The sequence below is a fragment of the Microvirga sp. P4_A5 genome (assembly GCF_056402495.1).
The window spans coordinates 30,574-44,470 of the sequence record NZ_JBFUHH010000028.1; the positions used below are offsets into that span (position 1 = coordinate 30,574).

At 64.5% G+C, this 13,897-nt stretch carries 16 protein-coding genes, 1 tRNA gene and 1 pseudogene; 12 read left to right on the forward strand and 6 right to left on the reverse strand.

Going from position 1 to position 13,897, the window contains the following annotated elements:
• The first annotated feature begins 28 nt into the window (after positions 1 to 28).
• From AC1DVM_RS10095 to AC1DVM_RS10105, 3 genes are all read left to right on the forward strand, one after another.
• Positions 29 to 394, forward strand: a complete 366-nt coding sequence (locus tag AC1DVM_RS10095) for a gamma-butyrobetaine hydroxylase family protein (protein WP_477254173.1) — start codon at positions 29 to 31, stop codon at positions 392 to 394.
• Between the two features lie 70 nt (positions 395 to 464).
• On the forward strand, positions 465 to 680 hold the full coding sequence (locus AC1DVM_RS10100; protein WP_477254174.1) for a ribbon-helix-helix protein, CopG family: 216 nt from the start codon (positions 465 to 467) through the stop codon (positions 678 to 680).
• Entirely contained in the window at positions 674 to 1,054 is a 381-nt protein-coding gene (locus AC1DVM_RS10105) for a PIN domain-containing protein (protein ID WP_477254176.1), read from the forward strand. The genes AC1DVM_RS10100 and AC1DVM_RS10105 overlap by 7 nt, the downstream gene beginning before the upstream one ends.
• A 46-nt stretch (positions 1,055 to 1,100) precedes the next feature.
• Here the strand turns inward: AC1DVM_RS10105 and AC1DVM_RS10110 are convergent, their stop codons facing one another.
• Positions 1,101 to 1,685, reverse strand: coding sequence for a L,D-transpeptidase (locus AC1DVM_RS10110; RefSeq protein WP_477254178.1), 585 nt, complete (start codon positions 1,683 to 1,685; stop codon positions 1,101 to 1,103).
• A gap of 245 nt (positions 1,686 to 1,930) precedes the next feature.
• On the opposite strand from AC1DVM_RS10110, the gene AC1DVM_RS10115 reads away from it, so the two are divergent.
• A tRNA-Val gene (locus AC1DVM_RS10115) sits at positions 1,931 to 2,005 on the forward strand.
• A 65-nt stretch (positions 2,006 to 2,070) separates the two neighbouring features.
• Here AC1DVM_RS10115 and AC1DVM_RS10120 read toward each other — a convergent pair.
• Entirely contained in the window at positions 2,071 to 2,760 is a 690-nt protein-coding gene (locus AC1DVM_RS10120) for an HAD family hydrolase (RefSeq protein WP_477254180.1), read from the reverse strand.
• A 90-nt stretch (positions 2,761 to 2,850) separates the two neighbouring features.
• On the opposite strand from AC1DVM_RS10120, the gene AC1DVM_RS10125 reads away from it, so the two are divergent.
• From AC1DVM_RS10125 to AC1DVM_RS10140, 4 genes are all read left to right on the forward strand, one after another.
• The gene (locus AC1DVM_RS10125; RefSeq protein ID WP_477254182.1) at positions 2,851 to 3,321 is read left to right on the forward strand and encodes a hypothetical protein; all 471 of its coding nucleotides are present in this window, start codon (positions 2,851 to 2,853) and stop codon (positions 3,319 to 3,321) included.
• 181 nt (positions 3,322 to 3,502) lie between these two features.
• On the forward strand, positions 3,503 to 4,198 hold the full coding sequence (gene rpiA / locus AC1DVM_RS10130; protein ID WP_477254183.1) for a ribose-5-phosphate isomerase RpiA: 696 nt from the start codon (positions 3,503 to 3,505) through the stop codon (positions 4,196 to 4,198).
• A gap of 32 nt (positions 4,199 to 4,230) precedes the next feature.
• Positions 4,231 to 4,737: a DUF2059 domain-containing protein gene (locus AC1DVM_RS10135; protein WP_477254184.1), complete on the forward strand. Its 507-nt coding sequence runs from the start codon at positions 4,231 to 4,233 to the stop codon at positions 4,735 to 4,737.
• A gap of 165 nt (positions 4,738 to 4,902) precedes the next feature.
• Positions 4,903 to 5,223, forward strand: a complete 321-nt coding sequence (locus AC1DVM_RS10140; protein ID WP_477254186.1) for a DUF2853 family protein — start codon at positions 4,903 to 4,905, stop codon at positions 5,221 to 5,223.
• A 93-nt stretch (positions 5,224 to 5,316) separates the two neighbouring features.
• On the opposite strand, the gene AC1DVM_RS10145 is transcribed toward AC1DVM_RS10140, so the two are convergent.
• The 3 genes from AC1DVM_RS10145 to AC1DVM_RS10155 all read right to left on the reverse strand — a co-directional run bounded on the left by AC1DVM_RS10145 (position 5,317) and on the right by AC1DVM_RS10155 (position 8,336).
• Positions 5,317 to 6,816: a tripartite tricarboxylate transporter permease gene (locus AC1DVM_RS10145; protein WP_477254187.1), complete on the reverse strand. Its 1,500-nt coding sequence runs from the start codon at positions 6,814 to 6,816 to the stop codon at positions 5,317 to 5,319.
• Between the two features lie 8 nt (positions 6,817 to 6,824).
• Positions 6,825 to 7,286 (reverse strand): tripartite tricarboxylate transporter TctB family protein, encoded by a 462-nt coding sequence (locus AC1DVM_RS10150; protein ID WP_477254188.1) that lies wholly within the window; start codon positions 7,284 to 7,286, stop codon positions 6,825 to 6,827.
• Positions 7,287 to 7,367: 81 nt separating this feature from the next.
• A complete protein-coding gene (locus tag AC1DVM_RS10155) occupies positions 7,368 to 8,336 on the reverse strand; it encodes a Bug family tripartite tricarboxylate transporter substrate binding protein (RefSeq protein ID WP_477254190.1) in 969 nt (322 codons plus the stop codon).
• 130 nt (positions 8,337 to 8,466) lie between these two features.
• Between AC1DVM_RS10155 and AC1DVM_RS10160 the strand changes: the two genes are divergently transcribed.
• The 4 genes from AC1DVM_RS10160 to AC1DVM_RS10175 all read left to right on the forward strand — a co-directional run bounded on the left by AC1DVM_RS10160 (position 8,467) and on the right by AC1DVM_RS10175 (position 13,249).
• The gene (locus AC1DVM_RS10160; RefSeq protein ID WP_477254192.1) at positions 8,467 to 9,735 is read left to right on the forward strand and encodes an O-antigen ligase family protein; all 1,269 of its coding nucleotides are present in this window, start codon (positions 8,467 to 8,469) and stop codon (positions 9,733 to 9,735) included.
• Positions 9,732 to 11,117 (forward strand): glutathione-disulfide reductase, encoded by a 1,386-nt coding sequence (gene gor, locus AC1DVM_RS10165; protein ID WP_477254193.1) that lies wholly within the window; start codon positions 9,732 to 9,734, stop codon positions 11,115 to 11,117. Before AC1DVM_RS10160 ends, gor begins: the two co-directional genes overlap by 4 nt.
• 97 nt (positions 11,118 to 11,214) lie before the next feature.
• Positions 11,215 to 11,754, forward strand: a complete 540-nt coding sequence (locus AC1DVM_RS10170; RefSeq protein WP_477254195.1) for a M48 family metalloprotease — start codon at positions 11,215 to 11,217, stop codon at positions 11,752 to 11,754.
• Positions 11,755 to 11,863: 109 nt separating this feature from the next.
• Positions 11,864 to 13,249, forward strand: a complete 1,386-nt coding sequence (locus tag AC1DVM_RS10175) for a class II 3-deoxy-7-phosphoheptulonate synthase (RefSeq protein WP_477254197.1) — start codon at positions 11,864 to 11,866, stop codon at positions 13,247 to 13,249.
• A gap of 252 nt (positions 13,250 to 13,501) precedes the next feature.
• On the opposite strand, the pseudogene AC1DVM_RS10180 reads toward AC1DVM_RS10175, so the two are convergent.
• Positions 13,502 to 13,897: pseudogene (locus AC1DVM_RS10180) on the reverse strand (hypothetical protein); the annotation flags it as partial.

Sequence of the window (13,897 nt, forward strand, 5' to 3'; positions counted from 1 at the left end):
AATCACCAAACGGGGATGCGATCAATCCATGGCGACCGAACGCTGGCCGACCGAGCTTCGGCTCGCGAAGGACAAGAAGAGCCTCTCCATCGCGTTCGACGACGGCACGGCTTTCGACCTGCCAGCCGAGTATCTGCGCGTGACCTCGCCATCGGCGGAGGTGCAGGGCCACAGCCCGGCCCAACGCAAGACCGTGCCGGGCAAGCGCAACGTCCAGATCATCAGCGTGCTGCCGGTGGGCAATTATGCCGTCCGGCTCGTCTTCGACGACATGCACGACACCGGCATCTTCGGGTGGAACTACCTGTTCGAGCTCGGCACCGAGCGCTCGACGCGGTGGCAGGCTTACCTGGACGAGCTTTCGGCGAAGGGGCTGGCGCGAGAGCCGCGATAAAGGATGGTCCACGAACGTAGCGCCGCATCGCATTTTGATATATGACATTGATATCATATATGGAGGCAAAATGCGCATCCTCGTCGACATAAAAGATCCGCAGATCAAGGCGCTGGACGATTGTGCCCATCGCGAAAAGAAATCCCGCTCAGCCCTCATCCGGCAGGCCATCGATGAATTGTTGGCGCGCAGGAAAGCCGGCGACGCCAAGGACGCCTTCGGGATATGGGGCGACAGGAAGGTCGACGGGCTCGATTATCAGGAGAAGGTCAGGGGCGAATGGTAAAGGCGCTCTTCGACACCAACATCTTGATCGACTACCTCAATGCTCTTCCGGAAGCCCGGTCGGAACTCGGGCGATATGAGCACAAGGCCATCAGCGTGATCACGTGGATGGAGGTGATGGTCGGCGCCGCGGCCCCCGTTCAGGCGGTGACAAGGTCGTTCCTGGACAGCTTCCAGATTGTCGAATTGCGCGGCGATATCGCCGAACGCGCGGTCGAACTCCGCAGAGCCCATCGGATCAAGCTTCCCGACGCCGTCATATGGGCCTCGGCGATCACGGAGGGCGCCATTCTGGTGACGCGGAATATCAAGGATTTTCCGGCCGAACTTCCGGGGATCCGCGCCCCTTACAGGATCGATCCCCAGCGGAACTGATCCCCGAATTCGTATCCGGGGATCGCCGAGGGTTTTCGCTGTGCTCTTAACGCTGGACGACGACCCGCGCGCCGACCTTGGCGCGGCTGTAGAGGTCCGTCACGTCCTCGTTGGTCATGCGGATGCAGCCGGAGGAGACCGCCTCGCCGATGGTCTCGGGCTCGTTGGAGCCGTGGATGCGATAGATGGTGCTGCCGATATAGAGGGCGCGCGCGCCGAGCGGATTGTCCGGGCCGCCGGCCATGTGGCGCGGCAGATCCGGGCGGCGCTTCAGCATGGCGGCCGGCGGACGCCAATCCGGCCATTCGCGCTTCATCGTGACCGAATGCGCTCCGCCCCACTGGAAACCGGGACGCCCGACGCCGACGCCGTAGCGGACGGCCTTGCCGTCGCCGAGGACGTAATAGAGACGCCTCTCGCTCGTGGACACCACGATGGTGCCGGGAGCGTGGCGCGCGTCGAACGAGACGATCTGGCGCGGTACCGGAGAGGCCTGGGCGCGGACCGATTCTTCGACGCTGTAGAGGGGCTGACGGGTCAGCGGATCGATTGCAGTAAATGCTGCGGCCGGCGTCGCGAGAGCGGCGAAGGCACAGACAAGCCCGGTCAGGGCGGCGCGGTTGCGTCCCATAATTGCCTCGAAATAACCAAGTTTCGCTACTGGTTGGAAATAGCTCAACGCAACAGCCGCGTTTGAGATCCGCTGCATAACAGAGGTTTCGGCCGGAACGCCATAGTCACGCTGCCTTCTTTTCGCCTTGTCGTAAGCAAGGCGTTAAAGCAAAGCTGCCATGATTGGGAACGTGAGAACTTGTCGAGGCTTTCGCCGCAATGGCTTGACGGCAGGGGAAAAACGACACTAGAAGGCGCTAGTCAGGGCGCGTAGCTCAGCGGGAGAGCATTCGCTTCACACGCGAAGGGTCACAGGTTCAATCCCTGTCGCGCCCACCATTTCTTCCTGACGGCTTTAATTCACATTTGCGCGAGCGTGCGCATCACGCCACCGTCCCGGGGCGTCAGGCGGCTGCTTTGCAGGTCAGCGCCGAAACCGATTCGAACAATTCGTCGAAATGCTCGATCACCCGATCGGGACCCAAAAGACGCACGGGCGTTTCGGTGTAGCCGAACGGGACGGCGATGACCGGGATGCGGGCATTGCGGGCGGCCACGATGTCGGTGTTCGAATCGCCCACCATCACGGCGCGGCGCGGGTCGCCGCCCGCCCGCGCGATCGTCATGGTGATGTGGCGCGCGTCGGGCTTGAAATACGGAAACGTATCGCGGCCCGCATTGAAGGCGAACCTTTGGCCGATGCCGAGTTCGGCGAGCAGCTTGACCGAATGCGCCTCCACCTTGTTGGTGCAGATGGCGAGAAGAAATCCCGCGGATTCCAGTCGGTCGAGCGCGCCCTCGACGCCGGGGAACAACGTGGTGTCGACGCAGATATTGTCGCCGTAATGGACCATGAAGCGGTCGAACAACGCTTCGAGATGGTCGGGTGCGAGATCGCGCCCCTCGCTTTCGAAGCCGCGTTCGATGAGCGCGCGTGCGCCGGCGCCGATCATGTCGCGCGCCCGTTCCACCGGCAGGGGCGGCAGGCCTTCCTGATCGAGAATCACGTTGAGGGTCGCCACGAGGTCGCCGGCGGTGTCGGCCAGCGTCCCGTCGAGATCGAAGACGGCGATAGGCGGGGCAAAATTGGCCATCGGTCTCGGCTACCTCCACATGACGAGAGAATCAAGCTTTGGAATGGTATGATCGTAAGGTTGATTCGATCTTACCAGCGGGAGTTTTGAATGCGTTTTGTTGGCTCGAGGGCGCTTTTTTCGGCGCTGGCACTGGGGGGAAGCCTCGCGCTCGCGGCTGCGGGATCGCCCGTCGCGGCGGCCCCGTTCGATTTCGTTCCCGCTCCCCAGACCGACCTCAACCGCATCTACCGGATCGACCGCTTCAGCGGCGAGATCAGCTCGTGCCAATACGGCCTGCAGGAGGGCACCATCGGCGTGACCCTGTGCTTCGCGTCGGGTGAGGGCGCAGGCCCGCAAGTACCTGGGGAATATGGACTTGTGGCTTCCAAGCATGAACGCGAAGGCGGAGTCTTCCGGGTCAATTTCCGCACCGGCGACATGAGCATCTGCTACGTTTTCGACGACAAGGTCGTGTGCACCCCACAGGCCAGCCCCGCCTCCGCCGCCCCTGCGAGCACCGCCCCGGCCTCGACCCCGAGCAGCCGCCCGGGCGCCGGAGCCTCTCCCCAGCGCCCCTGATGGGCCGGAGCATGATGTCGCCGAAAACCCGGTTCACAGGTTTCTGCGTCATGCACTAGTGTCGCGCGCCGATGAAACCTTCTTTCTTCCGCGGGGGGCGCTGTGCTAGACGGCGTTCGCGGCCCGGGCTGTTTCGAACCCGGCCGCCAGACCATTGCGACGAGCGACCAGGGATCTTCTTGTGAGCGATCAACTCAAACGGGCCGCAGCCGAACGCGCCGCCGCTCTCGTCACCGACGGGATGCGGCTCGGCATCGGCACGGGTTCGACGGCGGCGCTTTTCGTCCGCGCCCTGGGTGACCGGGTGCGGGCGGGGCTGAAGGTCGTAGGCGTTCCCACCTCGGAGGCGACCCGGACGCTCGCGACCGCCGAGGGCATCGTGCTCACAACCCTCGACGACATGCCCGAACTCGACCTCACCATCGACGGCGCCGACGAAATCGACGACCAGCTCCGCCTGATCAAGGGCGGCGGCGCAGCCCATCTGCGCGAAAAGATCGTGGCCGCGGCGAGCGCCCGGATGCTGGTGATCGCAGACGGCTCCAAGCATGTCTCGACCCTGGGGCGCTTTCCCCTGCCGATCGAGGTGGTGCCGTTCGGCCTCAAGGCCACCGAAATCGCCATCGCGAAGCTTCTGAAAAGCCAGGGGCTCCCGCAGGATTTGCGCCTGCGCAAGACCGCCGACGGATCGCCTCTGGTGACCGATGGCGGCCATTTCATCCTCGACGCGCATCTGGGCCGTATCGAGCGGCCGGAGGCGCTGGCCGATGCGCTGAACCGCATTCCGGGCGTCGTCGAGCACGGTCTCTTTCTCGGCCTCTGCACGGGGGCGATTCTCGCCACCGGCGACGGGCTCGTCGAACTCGGTCAGGTTTGACCATGACATCTATTCAGCTTGGAGCTACCCCCATGATCCGTTCCGCTACCCGCCTCGTTGCGACGACCTTCGCGCTGGCTCTGCTCGCAGCCCCCGCCTTTGCCCAGACTGCCGCTCCTCTGACGCCAAGTCATGTGGCGGTGGCGCGGGAAGTCGCCACCGCTTCGGGCATGACACGCTCGTTCGATGCCATGACCGAACCCTTCCTCGAGCAGCTCACGCAGATGAACGTCACGCGTCCGGAGATCAAAAAGGACCTCGACGAGGTCACGGCGATGCTTCGCCCGGAGATCGAACTCCAGAAGGAGAAGATGCTCGACACCGTGGCGCGCGTCTTCGCCTCCAAGCTCACCGAGGCGGAGCTGACGGAAATCGCCGCCTTCTACAAGTCGCCCGTCGGCGTCAAATACGTCAATATCCAGCCGAGCCTCCTCGACGACATCGTCAAGGATCTGGCGACCTGGACGCAGAACGTCTCCGAATACGTGATGATCCGCGCCCGCGCCGAAATGAACAAGCGCGGCCACCAGTTGCAGTAATCCCTTCGCATGATGGATGCGACAAAGGCCCGGCAATGCCGGGCCTTTTTTTTGTGCTCCGATGGGCACTTGCCGCATCGTCAAGCTCGGCATTAGCATGACCCGCCGGCGTCCTGTGATGCCGTTTGCCGCCCCGTCGCGGGGCGCCTTCCAACGGAGAGAACCATGACCGCTGACTGGGCTTCCGACGTCAGGAAATACGCGCCGAACGCCGACGACAAGGCGATCGCGGCCATCGTGCGCCATTGCGGGATCGCGCTGCAAAAGCGCGACTCGTCCCTCGTGTCCTTCTCGGACAAAGCGGAGCTGGACCGGATCCGTGACGGCTTCCTCAAGAAGAAGCTGGCGCTGACCGCCCCCGACGCGGATCTCGACAAGGCTATCCAGGCCGTGGGCGACAAGCTGAAGGGCGACCGGACCAAGAACCGCGTGACGGTGTATTACCTGCTGGCGGAACATTTCGGAAAATTGGGCGCGTTCGCCTGAGACGACATCGAGGGGCGGGTCCCGCCGCGAAAGACCCGCCCGTCGCCTCAGATTCAGGCACCCCCCGGCACGAGGCGGGGAGTTCGGTCTCGGCTAATCCTCGACGGCCTTGAACCGCCCCATGCCCTTCAGGAAGAAGGGGAGCACCAGCGCCACCAGCGCGATCAGCAGCAGGGTCGCGGAGAAGGGGCTTTGCAGCAGCACCATGGGATCGCCGAGGCTGATCGAGAGAGCCCGGCGGAGCTGGCTTTCGGCGATGGGACCGAGGATCAGGCCGACCACGACGGGCGCGATGGGAAAGTCGAAGCGGCGCATCAGGAAGCCCAGGATGCCGAAGGCGGACAGCATCATCAATTCGACCGGCGACGGGTTCGCGGCGATCGTGCCCATGGTGGCGAAGACCAGAATGCCCGCATAGAGCCAGGGCTGCGGGATGGCGAGCAGGCGCACCCACAAGCCGACGAGGGGCAGGTTCAGCACCAGCAGCATCGCGTTGGCGATGAACAGGCTGGCGATAAGGCCCCAGACCAGATCGGGCCGCTCGGCGAACAGGAGCGGGCCGGGGTTGAGGCCGTATTGCTGGAAGCCCGCCAGCATCATGGCGGCGGTGGCGGAGGTCGGCAGGCCGAGCGTCAGCAGCGGCACCAGGGTGCCGGCGGCCGATGCGTTGTTGGCAGCCTCCGGTCCGGCCACGCCCTCGATGGCGCCATGGCCGAATTCCTCCGGATATTTCGTCAGCCGTTTMTCGGTGGAATAGGACAGGAAGGTGGGGATCTCGGCGCCGCCGGCGGGCAGGGCGCCGATGGGGAAGCCCAGGGCGGTTCCGCGCAGCCACGGCTTCCACGAACGCTTCCAATCCTCCTTGGTCATCCACAGGGAACCGCGAACGGGTTCGAGCTTCTCCTCGTGAATGTGCCGGCGCGACGCCACATAGAGCGCTTCGCCGACAGCGAAAAGACCGACCGCGAGGGTCGTCACCTCGATGCCGTCGAAGAGCTCCGGCACCCCGTAGGCGAGGCGGGACTGGCCGGTGAGAATGTCGATGCCGACGAGCCCGAGCGCCAGGCCGATGAACAGGCTGGTGAGGCCGCGGATGGGTGAATCCCCGAAGGTGGCGGAGACCGTCACGAAGGCCACGCACATGAGCGCGAAATAATCCTCCGGACCGAACTTCACCGCGAGCTCGACGAGATAGGGTGCGAGGAAGGTCAGGCCGATGGTGGCGATGGTTCCGGCGACGAACGAGCCGATGGCGGAGGTCGCGAGCGCCGGTCCGCCGCGCCCGGCCTTGGCCATCTTGTTGCCCTCGAGGGCGGTCGCCATGGAGGCGCTCTCCCCGGGGGTGTTGATGAGGATCGCGGTGGTCGAGCCGCCGTACATGCCGCCGTAATAGATGCCCGCGAACATGATGATCGACCCGCCGGGATCGAGCTTGAAGGTGATCGGCAGCAGCAGCGCCACCGTCAGCGCGGGACCGATGCCGGGCAGCACGCCGACGGCGGTGCCGAGAAGCACGCCGATGAGCGCGAACATGAGGTTCATCGGCTGGATCGCGATGGTCAATCCGTGGGCGAGGGAGAGAAACGCTTCCATGGCGGCACTCAGATCAAACGTTCAAGCGGACCCACCGGAAGAGACAGGGTGAGAAGCTTCGAGAAAAGGAGATACACGACGACCGCGATGACGAAGCCGATCGCCAGGTCGGCGATGATGGCGCGCCGGCCGAAAGCCGTGGAGGTGGCGGCGAACAGGATGGCGGTCGCGGGAATGAAGCCGCCGCCTATCTTGATGAGCACGATCAGCGCCGCGAGGCCGCCGATGATCAGGATGATGGGCCGCCAGTCGAGGCTGTCGCGCGCCGGCAGGTCGCCGCGAAACGCCATGACGGCATTGCCCAGGGCGAGGATCGCAAGCCCGATGGCGACGATCATCGGCATCGCCTTGGGGCCGACGCCGTAGACGGAGGAGATGCTGAGGGACGACATGTCCCACCAGATCGCGCCGGCGATGGCCAGCAGGATGAATGCGATGACGAGGCCTGCCGCGTCGATGCGCCGAGTCATGGGAAACCCCGCAAGGTTCTGGAAAGAAGAAGCGCCGCAACGGGTGCGGCGCTTCGAAGGATTCGGTTCCGGCCGCGAGCCTTACTTGACGAGGCCGACCGACATCAGCACGTCCTTGGTGCGGACCTGATCGTCGGCGAGGAACTTGGCGAAGGCGTCACCCGACAGGTACGCGTCGTCCCAGCCCTTGGCCTTGAGGATCTCGGTCCATTCCTTCGACTTGCTCAGCTTGTCCATGGCGTCGACCAGAGCCTTCTTCTGGTCGGCGGTGATGCCGGGAGGGGCAACGACGGCGCGCCAATTGGCGATTTCCAGGTTGATGCCCTGGTCCTTGAGGGACTGGCCCTCGATGTTCGGCAGCTTGGTGGCCGAGGTCAGGCCGATCAGGCGCAGCTTGCCGGCCTTGATCTGGCTTTCGAACTCGCCGTAGCCGGAGATTCCGACCGTGACCTTGCCGCCGAGAATCGCCGCCAGCGCTTCGCCGCCGCCCGAGAACGGGATGTAGTTGATCTTGGTCGGATCGGCGCCCGCTTCCTTGGCGAACAGCGCCGCCGCGATGTGATCGACGCCGCCGGCCGAGCCGCCCGCCCAGGTCACCTTCGCGGGATCGGCCTTCACGGCCGCCGCCAGGTCCTTGGCGTTCTTGATCGGGCTGTCGGCGGGCACCACCAGGGCTTCGTATTCGGCCGTCAGGCGCGCGATCGGCGTGGTCTGGTCGAGGGTGACCGGGGATTTGTTGGTGAGAAGCGCGCCCACCATCACGTAGCCCATGACCATGAGCTGGTTGCCGTCGCCCTTGCCGCTATTGACGAATTGCGCGATGCCGACCGAGCCGCCCGCGCCGGGGACGTTGGTGACCTGGGCGCTCTTGGCGATGCCGGACTGGGTCAGGGCCTGCTGCATGGAACGCGCGGTCTGGTCCCAGCCACCGCCGGGCGCTGCCGGCGCCATGATCTTGAGTTCCATCTGCGCGGCAGCGGAGGTGACAAAGCCTGCTACGGCCGCGACAGCGATGGCGCCGCGCCAGAGACTTTTGCGGGTATGGATCATCTTTCGTTTCCTCTTATGGCGCTGCCATTCAACTCAGGGCGGCGTCCTGGCCGAACGGTAAAGGGGGAAACCGGGGGCGGCAAGCGGTTGGTTCTTTATCGCGGGGAAACCTTGGCGTAAGAGCCTGCCTATGAACAGCCGCGTCAGCCCGAGTCAGGATTTGCCGCTCTCCCGCCCGCTGGGCGAGAGCGAGGGTCGCTCGCGCGCCCTGTGGCGCGCCGCCATCGCCACCCTCGCCATCCTGCCCATCGGCATGGCCGTCGCCCATCGGTCGAGCCCGGCCTTTCTGGGCGTCGCCGCGATGCTGGCGATGCTCGCGCTCGCCAGCGAGGGACGCCTTTCGGAATTCGTCAAAGACGCGCGGGCCATCCTGTCGACCCGCCTCGGGCTCACCGTGCTGGCTTTCCTCGTCTGGAGCGTCGTATCGGTCGGGTGGAGCGAATTTCCCGTCGCGTCGCTTTTCGCGCTCGGCGAGTTCTGGCTGTCGGTCGCATTCGCATTCGTGCTGGCCGTGACCCTGCCCGGACGCATGACCCGTCAATCCTTCTGGCTGCTTGCGACCTCCTGCGCGCTCGCCGCCATCATGATGCTGGCGGAGCTCTCAACCGGCATGGCCCTGCGCCGGGCGCTGCATGTCCGTCCGAACACCTTCATCTTCAACCGCCCGATGCTGACCCTGATGTTGCTCCTGCCGGTCGTCGCCGGCTTCCTGGCCGGCCGCCGGACCATCGGCGTCGTCGCGGCGATCGGCTTGAGCGCGCTTGTCGCCTTCGCCATCGGCCGCTCGGAAAGTGGCGCGGCGTTTCTGGGGGTTTACGCGGCGATGGCGATTTTCATCCTCGCCTGGCTGGGCCCCCGGCTGGTTACGCGGGCGGCTGCCATTGCCTTCGTGGCCGTCCTGGCGCTTGCGCCCTTGCTCGGGCCCCTCGGCGACCGCGCGATACCGGCCTCGGTCCACGAACGCCTCGCCAACGATCACTCGCGCGACCGCATCGATATCTGGCTCAGCTTCGGCGACGCCATTTGGCAGGACCCAATCCTCGGCGGCGGCTTCGGGGTCAGTCCGCTCATGGACAAGACGTCGGTCGCCCGAAAGGTCGCGCCTGAGCACCGCCAGCTTCTGGGGGTGGGCCACCCTCACAATGCCGCGATTCAGATCTGGGCGGAGCTTGGCATCGTGGGGGTCGTGCTTACGTTGTTGATTGTCCTGCAGATCCTCCGGTCCATCGCCAGACAACAGCGCATCGTGGCTTCGGCGGCGCTTGCCCTCATGGCCGGCGCGACGGCGGTTGCCCTCGTGGGGCATGGCGCCTGGCAGGGCTGGTGGGCGGCGTCGCTGGGCGCCGCCATCGTCTGGCTGCTGGCCTTGCGTCGCATGAAACAGGAGACCATCCGATGAGCGCGTTCGACGTGGATCTGTTTGTCATCGGGGCCGGCTCCGGCGGCGTGCGCGCGGGTCGGATCGCTGCCGGCTACGGCGCCCGCGTGATGGTGGCGGAGGAGTATCGCGTCGGCGGAACCTGCGTTATTCGCGGCTGCGTGCCCAAGAAGCTCCTCGTCTATGCCGGCCGCTTCGCCGACGATTTCCACGATGCGGCGGGCTTCGGCTGGACATTGTCCGGCGCAACCTTCGACTGGGCGACCCTGATCCGCAACAAGGACCGGGAAATCGACCGGCTGGAAGATATCTATCGGACCAATCTGGGGAATGCCGGCGTCGAGATCGTCGAGGACCGCGCGGTCCTCGAAGATGCCCACACAATCCGCCTCGTGAAGACCGGCAAGCGCGTGCGCGCCCGCTACATCCTCGTGGCCGTGGGCGCGCATCCGACCCTGGAGCCGAAAATCCCCGGCGCCGAACTCGCCATCACGTCCAACGAGGTCTTCCATCTGGAGCGCCTGCCGAAGCGCATCCTCGTGGTGGGCGCGGGCTATATCGCAGTGGAATTCGCCGGGATCTTCAACGCGCTCGGCAGCGAGGTCACCCTCCTGCACCGGGGCGACAAGCTACTTCGCGGCTTCGACGAGGACGTGCGCGACGCGCTGGGCGAGGCCTATGCCCGGCGCGGCATCACGCTGGCACTCAGCCGCACGGTGGAGCGCCTCGACAGGAGCGTCGACGGGATCGCCGCGACGCTCTCCGACGGCTCTGTGGTCCATGTGGACGAAGTGCTGGTCGCCACCGGCCGGCGGCCCAACACCGCCAGTCTCGGGCTCGACAAGGTGGGCATCGCCGTCGACGCGGTGGGCGCGATCCCGGTCGACGCCTATTCGCAGACGCTGGTGCCGTCGATCTACGCCATCGGCGACGTCACCAACCGCGCGGCGCTCACACCCATCGCGATCCGCGAGGGCCACGCCTTTGCCGACACGGTGTTCGGCAACAAGCCCACGATGGTGAATTACGACCTGATCCCTACCGCGGTCTTCTCGACGCCCGAGATCGGCGTCATCGGCTGCGGCGAGGATGCCGCCCGCGCCACCTATGGCGAGATCGACGTCTACAAGACCGCCTTCCGCCCCATGCATGCCACCCTTTCGGGCGCCAGCGACCGCGTGCTGATGAAGCTCATCGTCGATCGGGCCACCGACAAGGTCGTGGGTCTCCACATCGTCGGCCACGACGCCGGCGAAATGATCCAGCTCGCCGGCATCGCCGTCACCATGGGAGCAACCAAAGCCGATTTCGACCGTACCATCGCGGTCCACCCGACGGCGTCGGAGGAGCTCGTGACGATGCGGGTGCCGTATGTGGTGAAGAAGCCGGTGGATGTGGTGTGAGGGGGCGGAAAGTCGGGGATAACCGCGATCGATAGGATATTATGTATCGTTATCAGTGGGAGTTGCTGGTTAGGCTGCCGGAAAAGGGAGATTTCCGGTGATCTTCGACATCAACGCCATGCGACATCAGAAAGAGCGCTTTTACGGCCCGGCAACGCTTCTGGGCGGCGGGGCGCTTTGGGTGCTGACCGTCATATTCGTTGCCTTGAGTGAGCAACCCATCCCGATGGCAATCGCGCTTGGCGTCTATGCCGTTGTAATCTGGGGCGTGCTGACGATCACCCAGGCCCTCGTCCGGGCCTACATGTTCGGACATCATGTGATGGTGGGGCCCGACCAGTTTCCGCACATCCACGCAATGGTGGTGGAGGGCGCGAACAGGCTCGGTCTGGAGGCTCCTCCGCGGACTTTCGTGTACAATTCCAGCGGGGTGATGAACGCCTTTGCGCTGCGTCTGCTCGGAAAGACCCGCTACGTCTGGCTGACCTCGGCACTGATCGATGCCGACAACGAGGAGCAGCTCCGCTTCGTCATCGGGCACGAACTCCGGCACCGTGAGCGCGTCTGGGTTCCGGGCTCGCTTTGCGCCCCGGAAGGACGGAGTGTCGCGTCGACCGGAGTTCAAACCGGGTCATGACCACCTCTCTCCGTACTCGCCTTTTTGCTTCCCTCGTGTATAGAGACCCCTTCGTGCCGTATTCTGCGGTTAGCGATGAGGTTCCTTACCGACACGGAGACAGAGTGTCATGACTGAGCGTTGGACGCCCGACAGCTGGAGACAAAAGCCGATCCAGCAGGTTCCCTCCTATCCGGATCTCGAGGCCCTCGGTGCCGTCGAGCGGGAACTCGCAGGGTATCCGCCGCTGGTTTTTGCAGGCGAGGCGCGCAAGCTCAAGCGGGCGTTGGGCAGCGTCGCCAAGGGCGAGGCATTTCTTCTCCAGGGCGGCGATTGCGCCGAAAGCTTCGCCGAGCATTCGGCCGACAACATCCGCGATTTTTTCCGCCTGTTCCTGCAGATGGCGGTGGTCCTGACCTTCGCAGGCTCCTCGCCGGTGGTGAAGGTCGGCCGTTCGGCCGGTCAATTCGCCAAGCCCCGCTCGGCGAACACCGAGACGGTCGACGGGGTCGAACTGCCGAGCTACCGCGGCGACATCATCAACGACATCGCGTTCACGCCGGAATCGCGCATTCCCGATCCGTCGCGCCAGATTTCGGCCTTCCGGCAATCGGCCGCGACCCTCAACCTGCTGCGCGCTTTCGCGTCGGGCGGTTATGCCAATCTCGAGAACGCGCATCGCTGGATGCTGGGATTCGTGAAGGACTCGCCGCAATCGTCGCGATACCGTGAGATCGCGGAGCGGATCACCGAGAGCATCGATTTCATGCGCGCCATCGGGGTCAATCCCGAGACGCATCCGGAAATGCGCGCGACCGATTTCTACACCAGCCACGAGGCGCTGCTGCTCGGCTACGAGCAGTCGCTGACGCGGGTCGATTCGACCTCCGGCGACTGGTACGCCACCTCCGGCCACATGCTGTGGATCGGCGACCGCACGCGCCAGCTCGACCACGCCCATGTGGAATACATGCGCGGCATCAAGAACCCGATCGGGCTGAAATGCGGACCGACGCTCGAGGCGGACGATCTCCTGAAGCTGATCGAGCGCCTCAATCCCGAGGACGAGGCGGGTCGGCTCACGCTGATCTGCCGGTTCGGCGCCGGCAAGGTGTTCGACAATCTCCCGGCCCTCGTTCGGGCGGTGAAGAAGGAAGGCCGCACCGTCGTGTGGTCCTGCGATCCCATGCATGGCAACACCATCAAGGCGGCGTCGGGCTACAAGACCCGGCCGTTCGAAATGGTGATGAGCGAGGTTCAGGACTTCTTCGCGGTCCACCAGGCGGAAGGCACCCACGCGGGCGGCATTCATCTGGAGATGACCGGCAAGAACGTCACGGAATGCACCGGCGGCGCGCGCGCCCTGACCGATGCCGACCTGTCGGATCGCTACCACACCTATTGCGACCCGCGCCTGAACGCCGAACAGGCGCTCGAAATCGCGTTCCTGACTTCGGAAATGATCAAGCGCGAGCGGCAGGCCCGCGGGCGGCCCGATCTCGAAGCGGCCGAATAGGACGCGGCGACGAGACAATAAAAAAAGAGGGCGCTGAAAAGCGCCCTTTTAGTTTTGGGTCTTTGGAAGTCAGGCAGAAGAAGATCAGCTCAGCCAACCCATAAAGAACAGAATGAGGATGATCGGAAGGGGAATGCCGATCAACCAAAGTAGTCCGCCTTTAAACATTGCCGTCTCCTGTTGCCTCAATGGTTCAATAACGACGAAGGCGAGGAGCGGTTCCACGGCAAACTTGGCGGCTGAAAATGCTTCTCAGTTGATGGGGCGGACGCTGTCCATGATCGACTTGATGGCGACCTTGTGCTTGCTGCGCTCGGTTTCCGATCCCCAAAGGGTCAGCATCACGACGCGGTTCTTGCCGGCGGGCAGAAGGATGAAATCGACGATGGTGGGACCGTTCGCATCCGTCGTGTCATAGCGCAGGACCGTTCCCGAAATTCCGTTGAAATCCATTTCGCGTTCTTCCGGCTTTTTCCCGAAATCGATCTCGTTTTCCTTCATCCACTCCTCGTTGGTCTTCATCATCGCATCGAGCTTTTTCTTGCTCGCGTATTCCATGGAGAAGAAGACGTCCCTGCCGGGCGATTGCGCCGAGAAGCCAAACTCGATCTCCTCGATCTTCCAGTTGTCCGGGACGGTGAGGGTGGC

Excerpts from the sequence above, each read along its gene's own strand:
- AC1DVM_RS10110 (WP_477254178.1), bottom strand. The coding sequence starts at position 1,685 with ATGGGACGCAACCGCGCCGCCCTGACCGGGCTTGTCTGTGCCTTCGCC.
- AC1DVM_RS10155 (WP_477254190.1), bottom strand. The coding sequence starts at position 8,336 with ATGATCCATACCCGCAAAAGTCTCTGGCGCGGCGCCATCGCTGTCGCG.
- AC1DVM_RS10140 (WP_477254186.1), top strand. The coding sequence starts at position 4,903 with ATGACCGCTGACTGGGCTTCCGACGTCAGGAAATACGCGCCGAACGCC.
- AC1DVM_RS10135 (WP_477254184.1), top strand. The coding sequence starts at position 4,231 with ATGATCCGTTCCGCTACCCGCCTCGTTGCGACGACCTTCGCGCTGGCT.
- AC1DVM_RS10150 (WP_477254188.1), bottom strand. The coding sequence starts at position 7,286 with ATGACTCGGCGCATCGACGCGGCAGGCCTCGTCATCGCATTCATCCTG.
- AC1DVM_RS10095 (WP_477254173.1), top strand. The coding sequence starts at position 29 with ATGGCGACCGAACGCTGGCCGACCGAGCTTCGGCTCGCGAAGGACAAG.
- AC1DVM_RS10125 (WP_477254182.1), top strand. The coding sequence starts at position 2,851 with ATGCGTTTTGTTGGCTCGAGGGCGCTTTTTTCGGCGCTGGCACTGGGG.
- AC1DVM_RS10160 (WP_477254192.1), top strand. The coding sequence starts at position 8,467 with ATGAACAGCCGCGTCAGCCCGAGTCAGGATTTGCCGCTCTCCCGCCCG.
- AC1DVM_RS10105 (WP_477254176.1), top strand. The coding sequence starts at position 674 with ATGGTAAAGGCGCTCTTCGACACCAACATCTTGATCGACTACCTCAAT.
- AC1DVM_RS10120 (WP_477254180.1), bottom strand. The coding sequence starts at position 2,760 with ATGGCCAATTTTGCCCCGCCTATCGCCGTCTTCGATCTCGACGGGACG.
- gor (WP_477254193.1), top strand. The coding sequence starts at position 9,732 with ATGAGCGCGTTCGACGTGGATCTGTTTGTCATCGGGGCCGGCTCCGGC.
- AC1DVM_RS10100 (WP_477254174.1), top strand. The coding sequence starts at position 465 with ATGCGCATCCTCGTCGACATAAAAGATCCGCAGATCAAGGCGCTGGAC.
- AC1DVM_RS10175 (WP_477254197.1), top strand. The coding sequence starts at position 11,864 with ATGACTGAGCGTTGGACGCCCGACAGCTGGAGACAAAAGCCGATCCAG.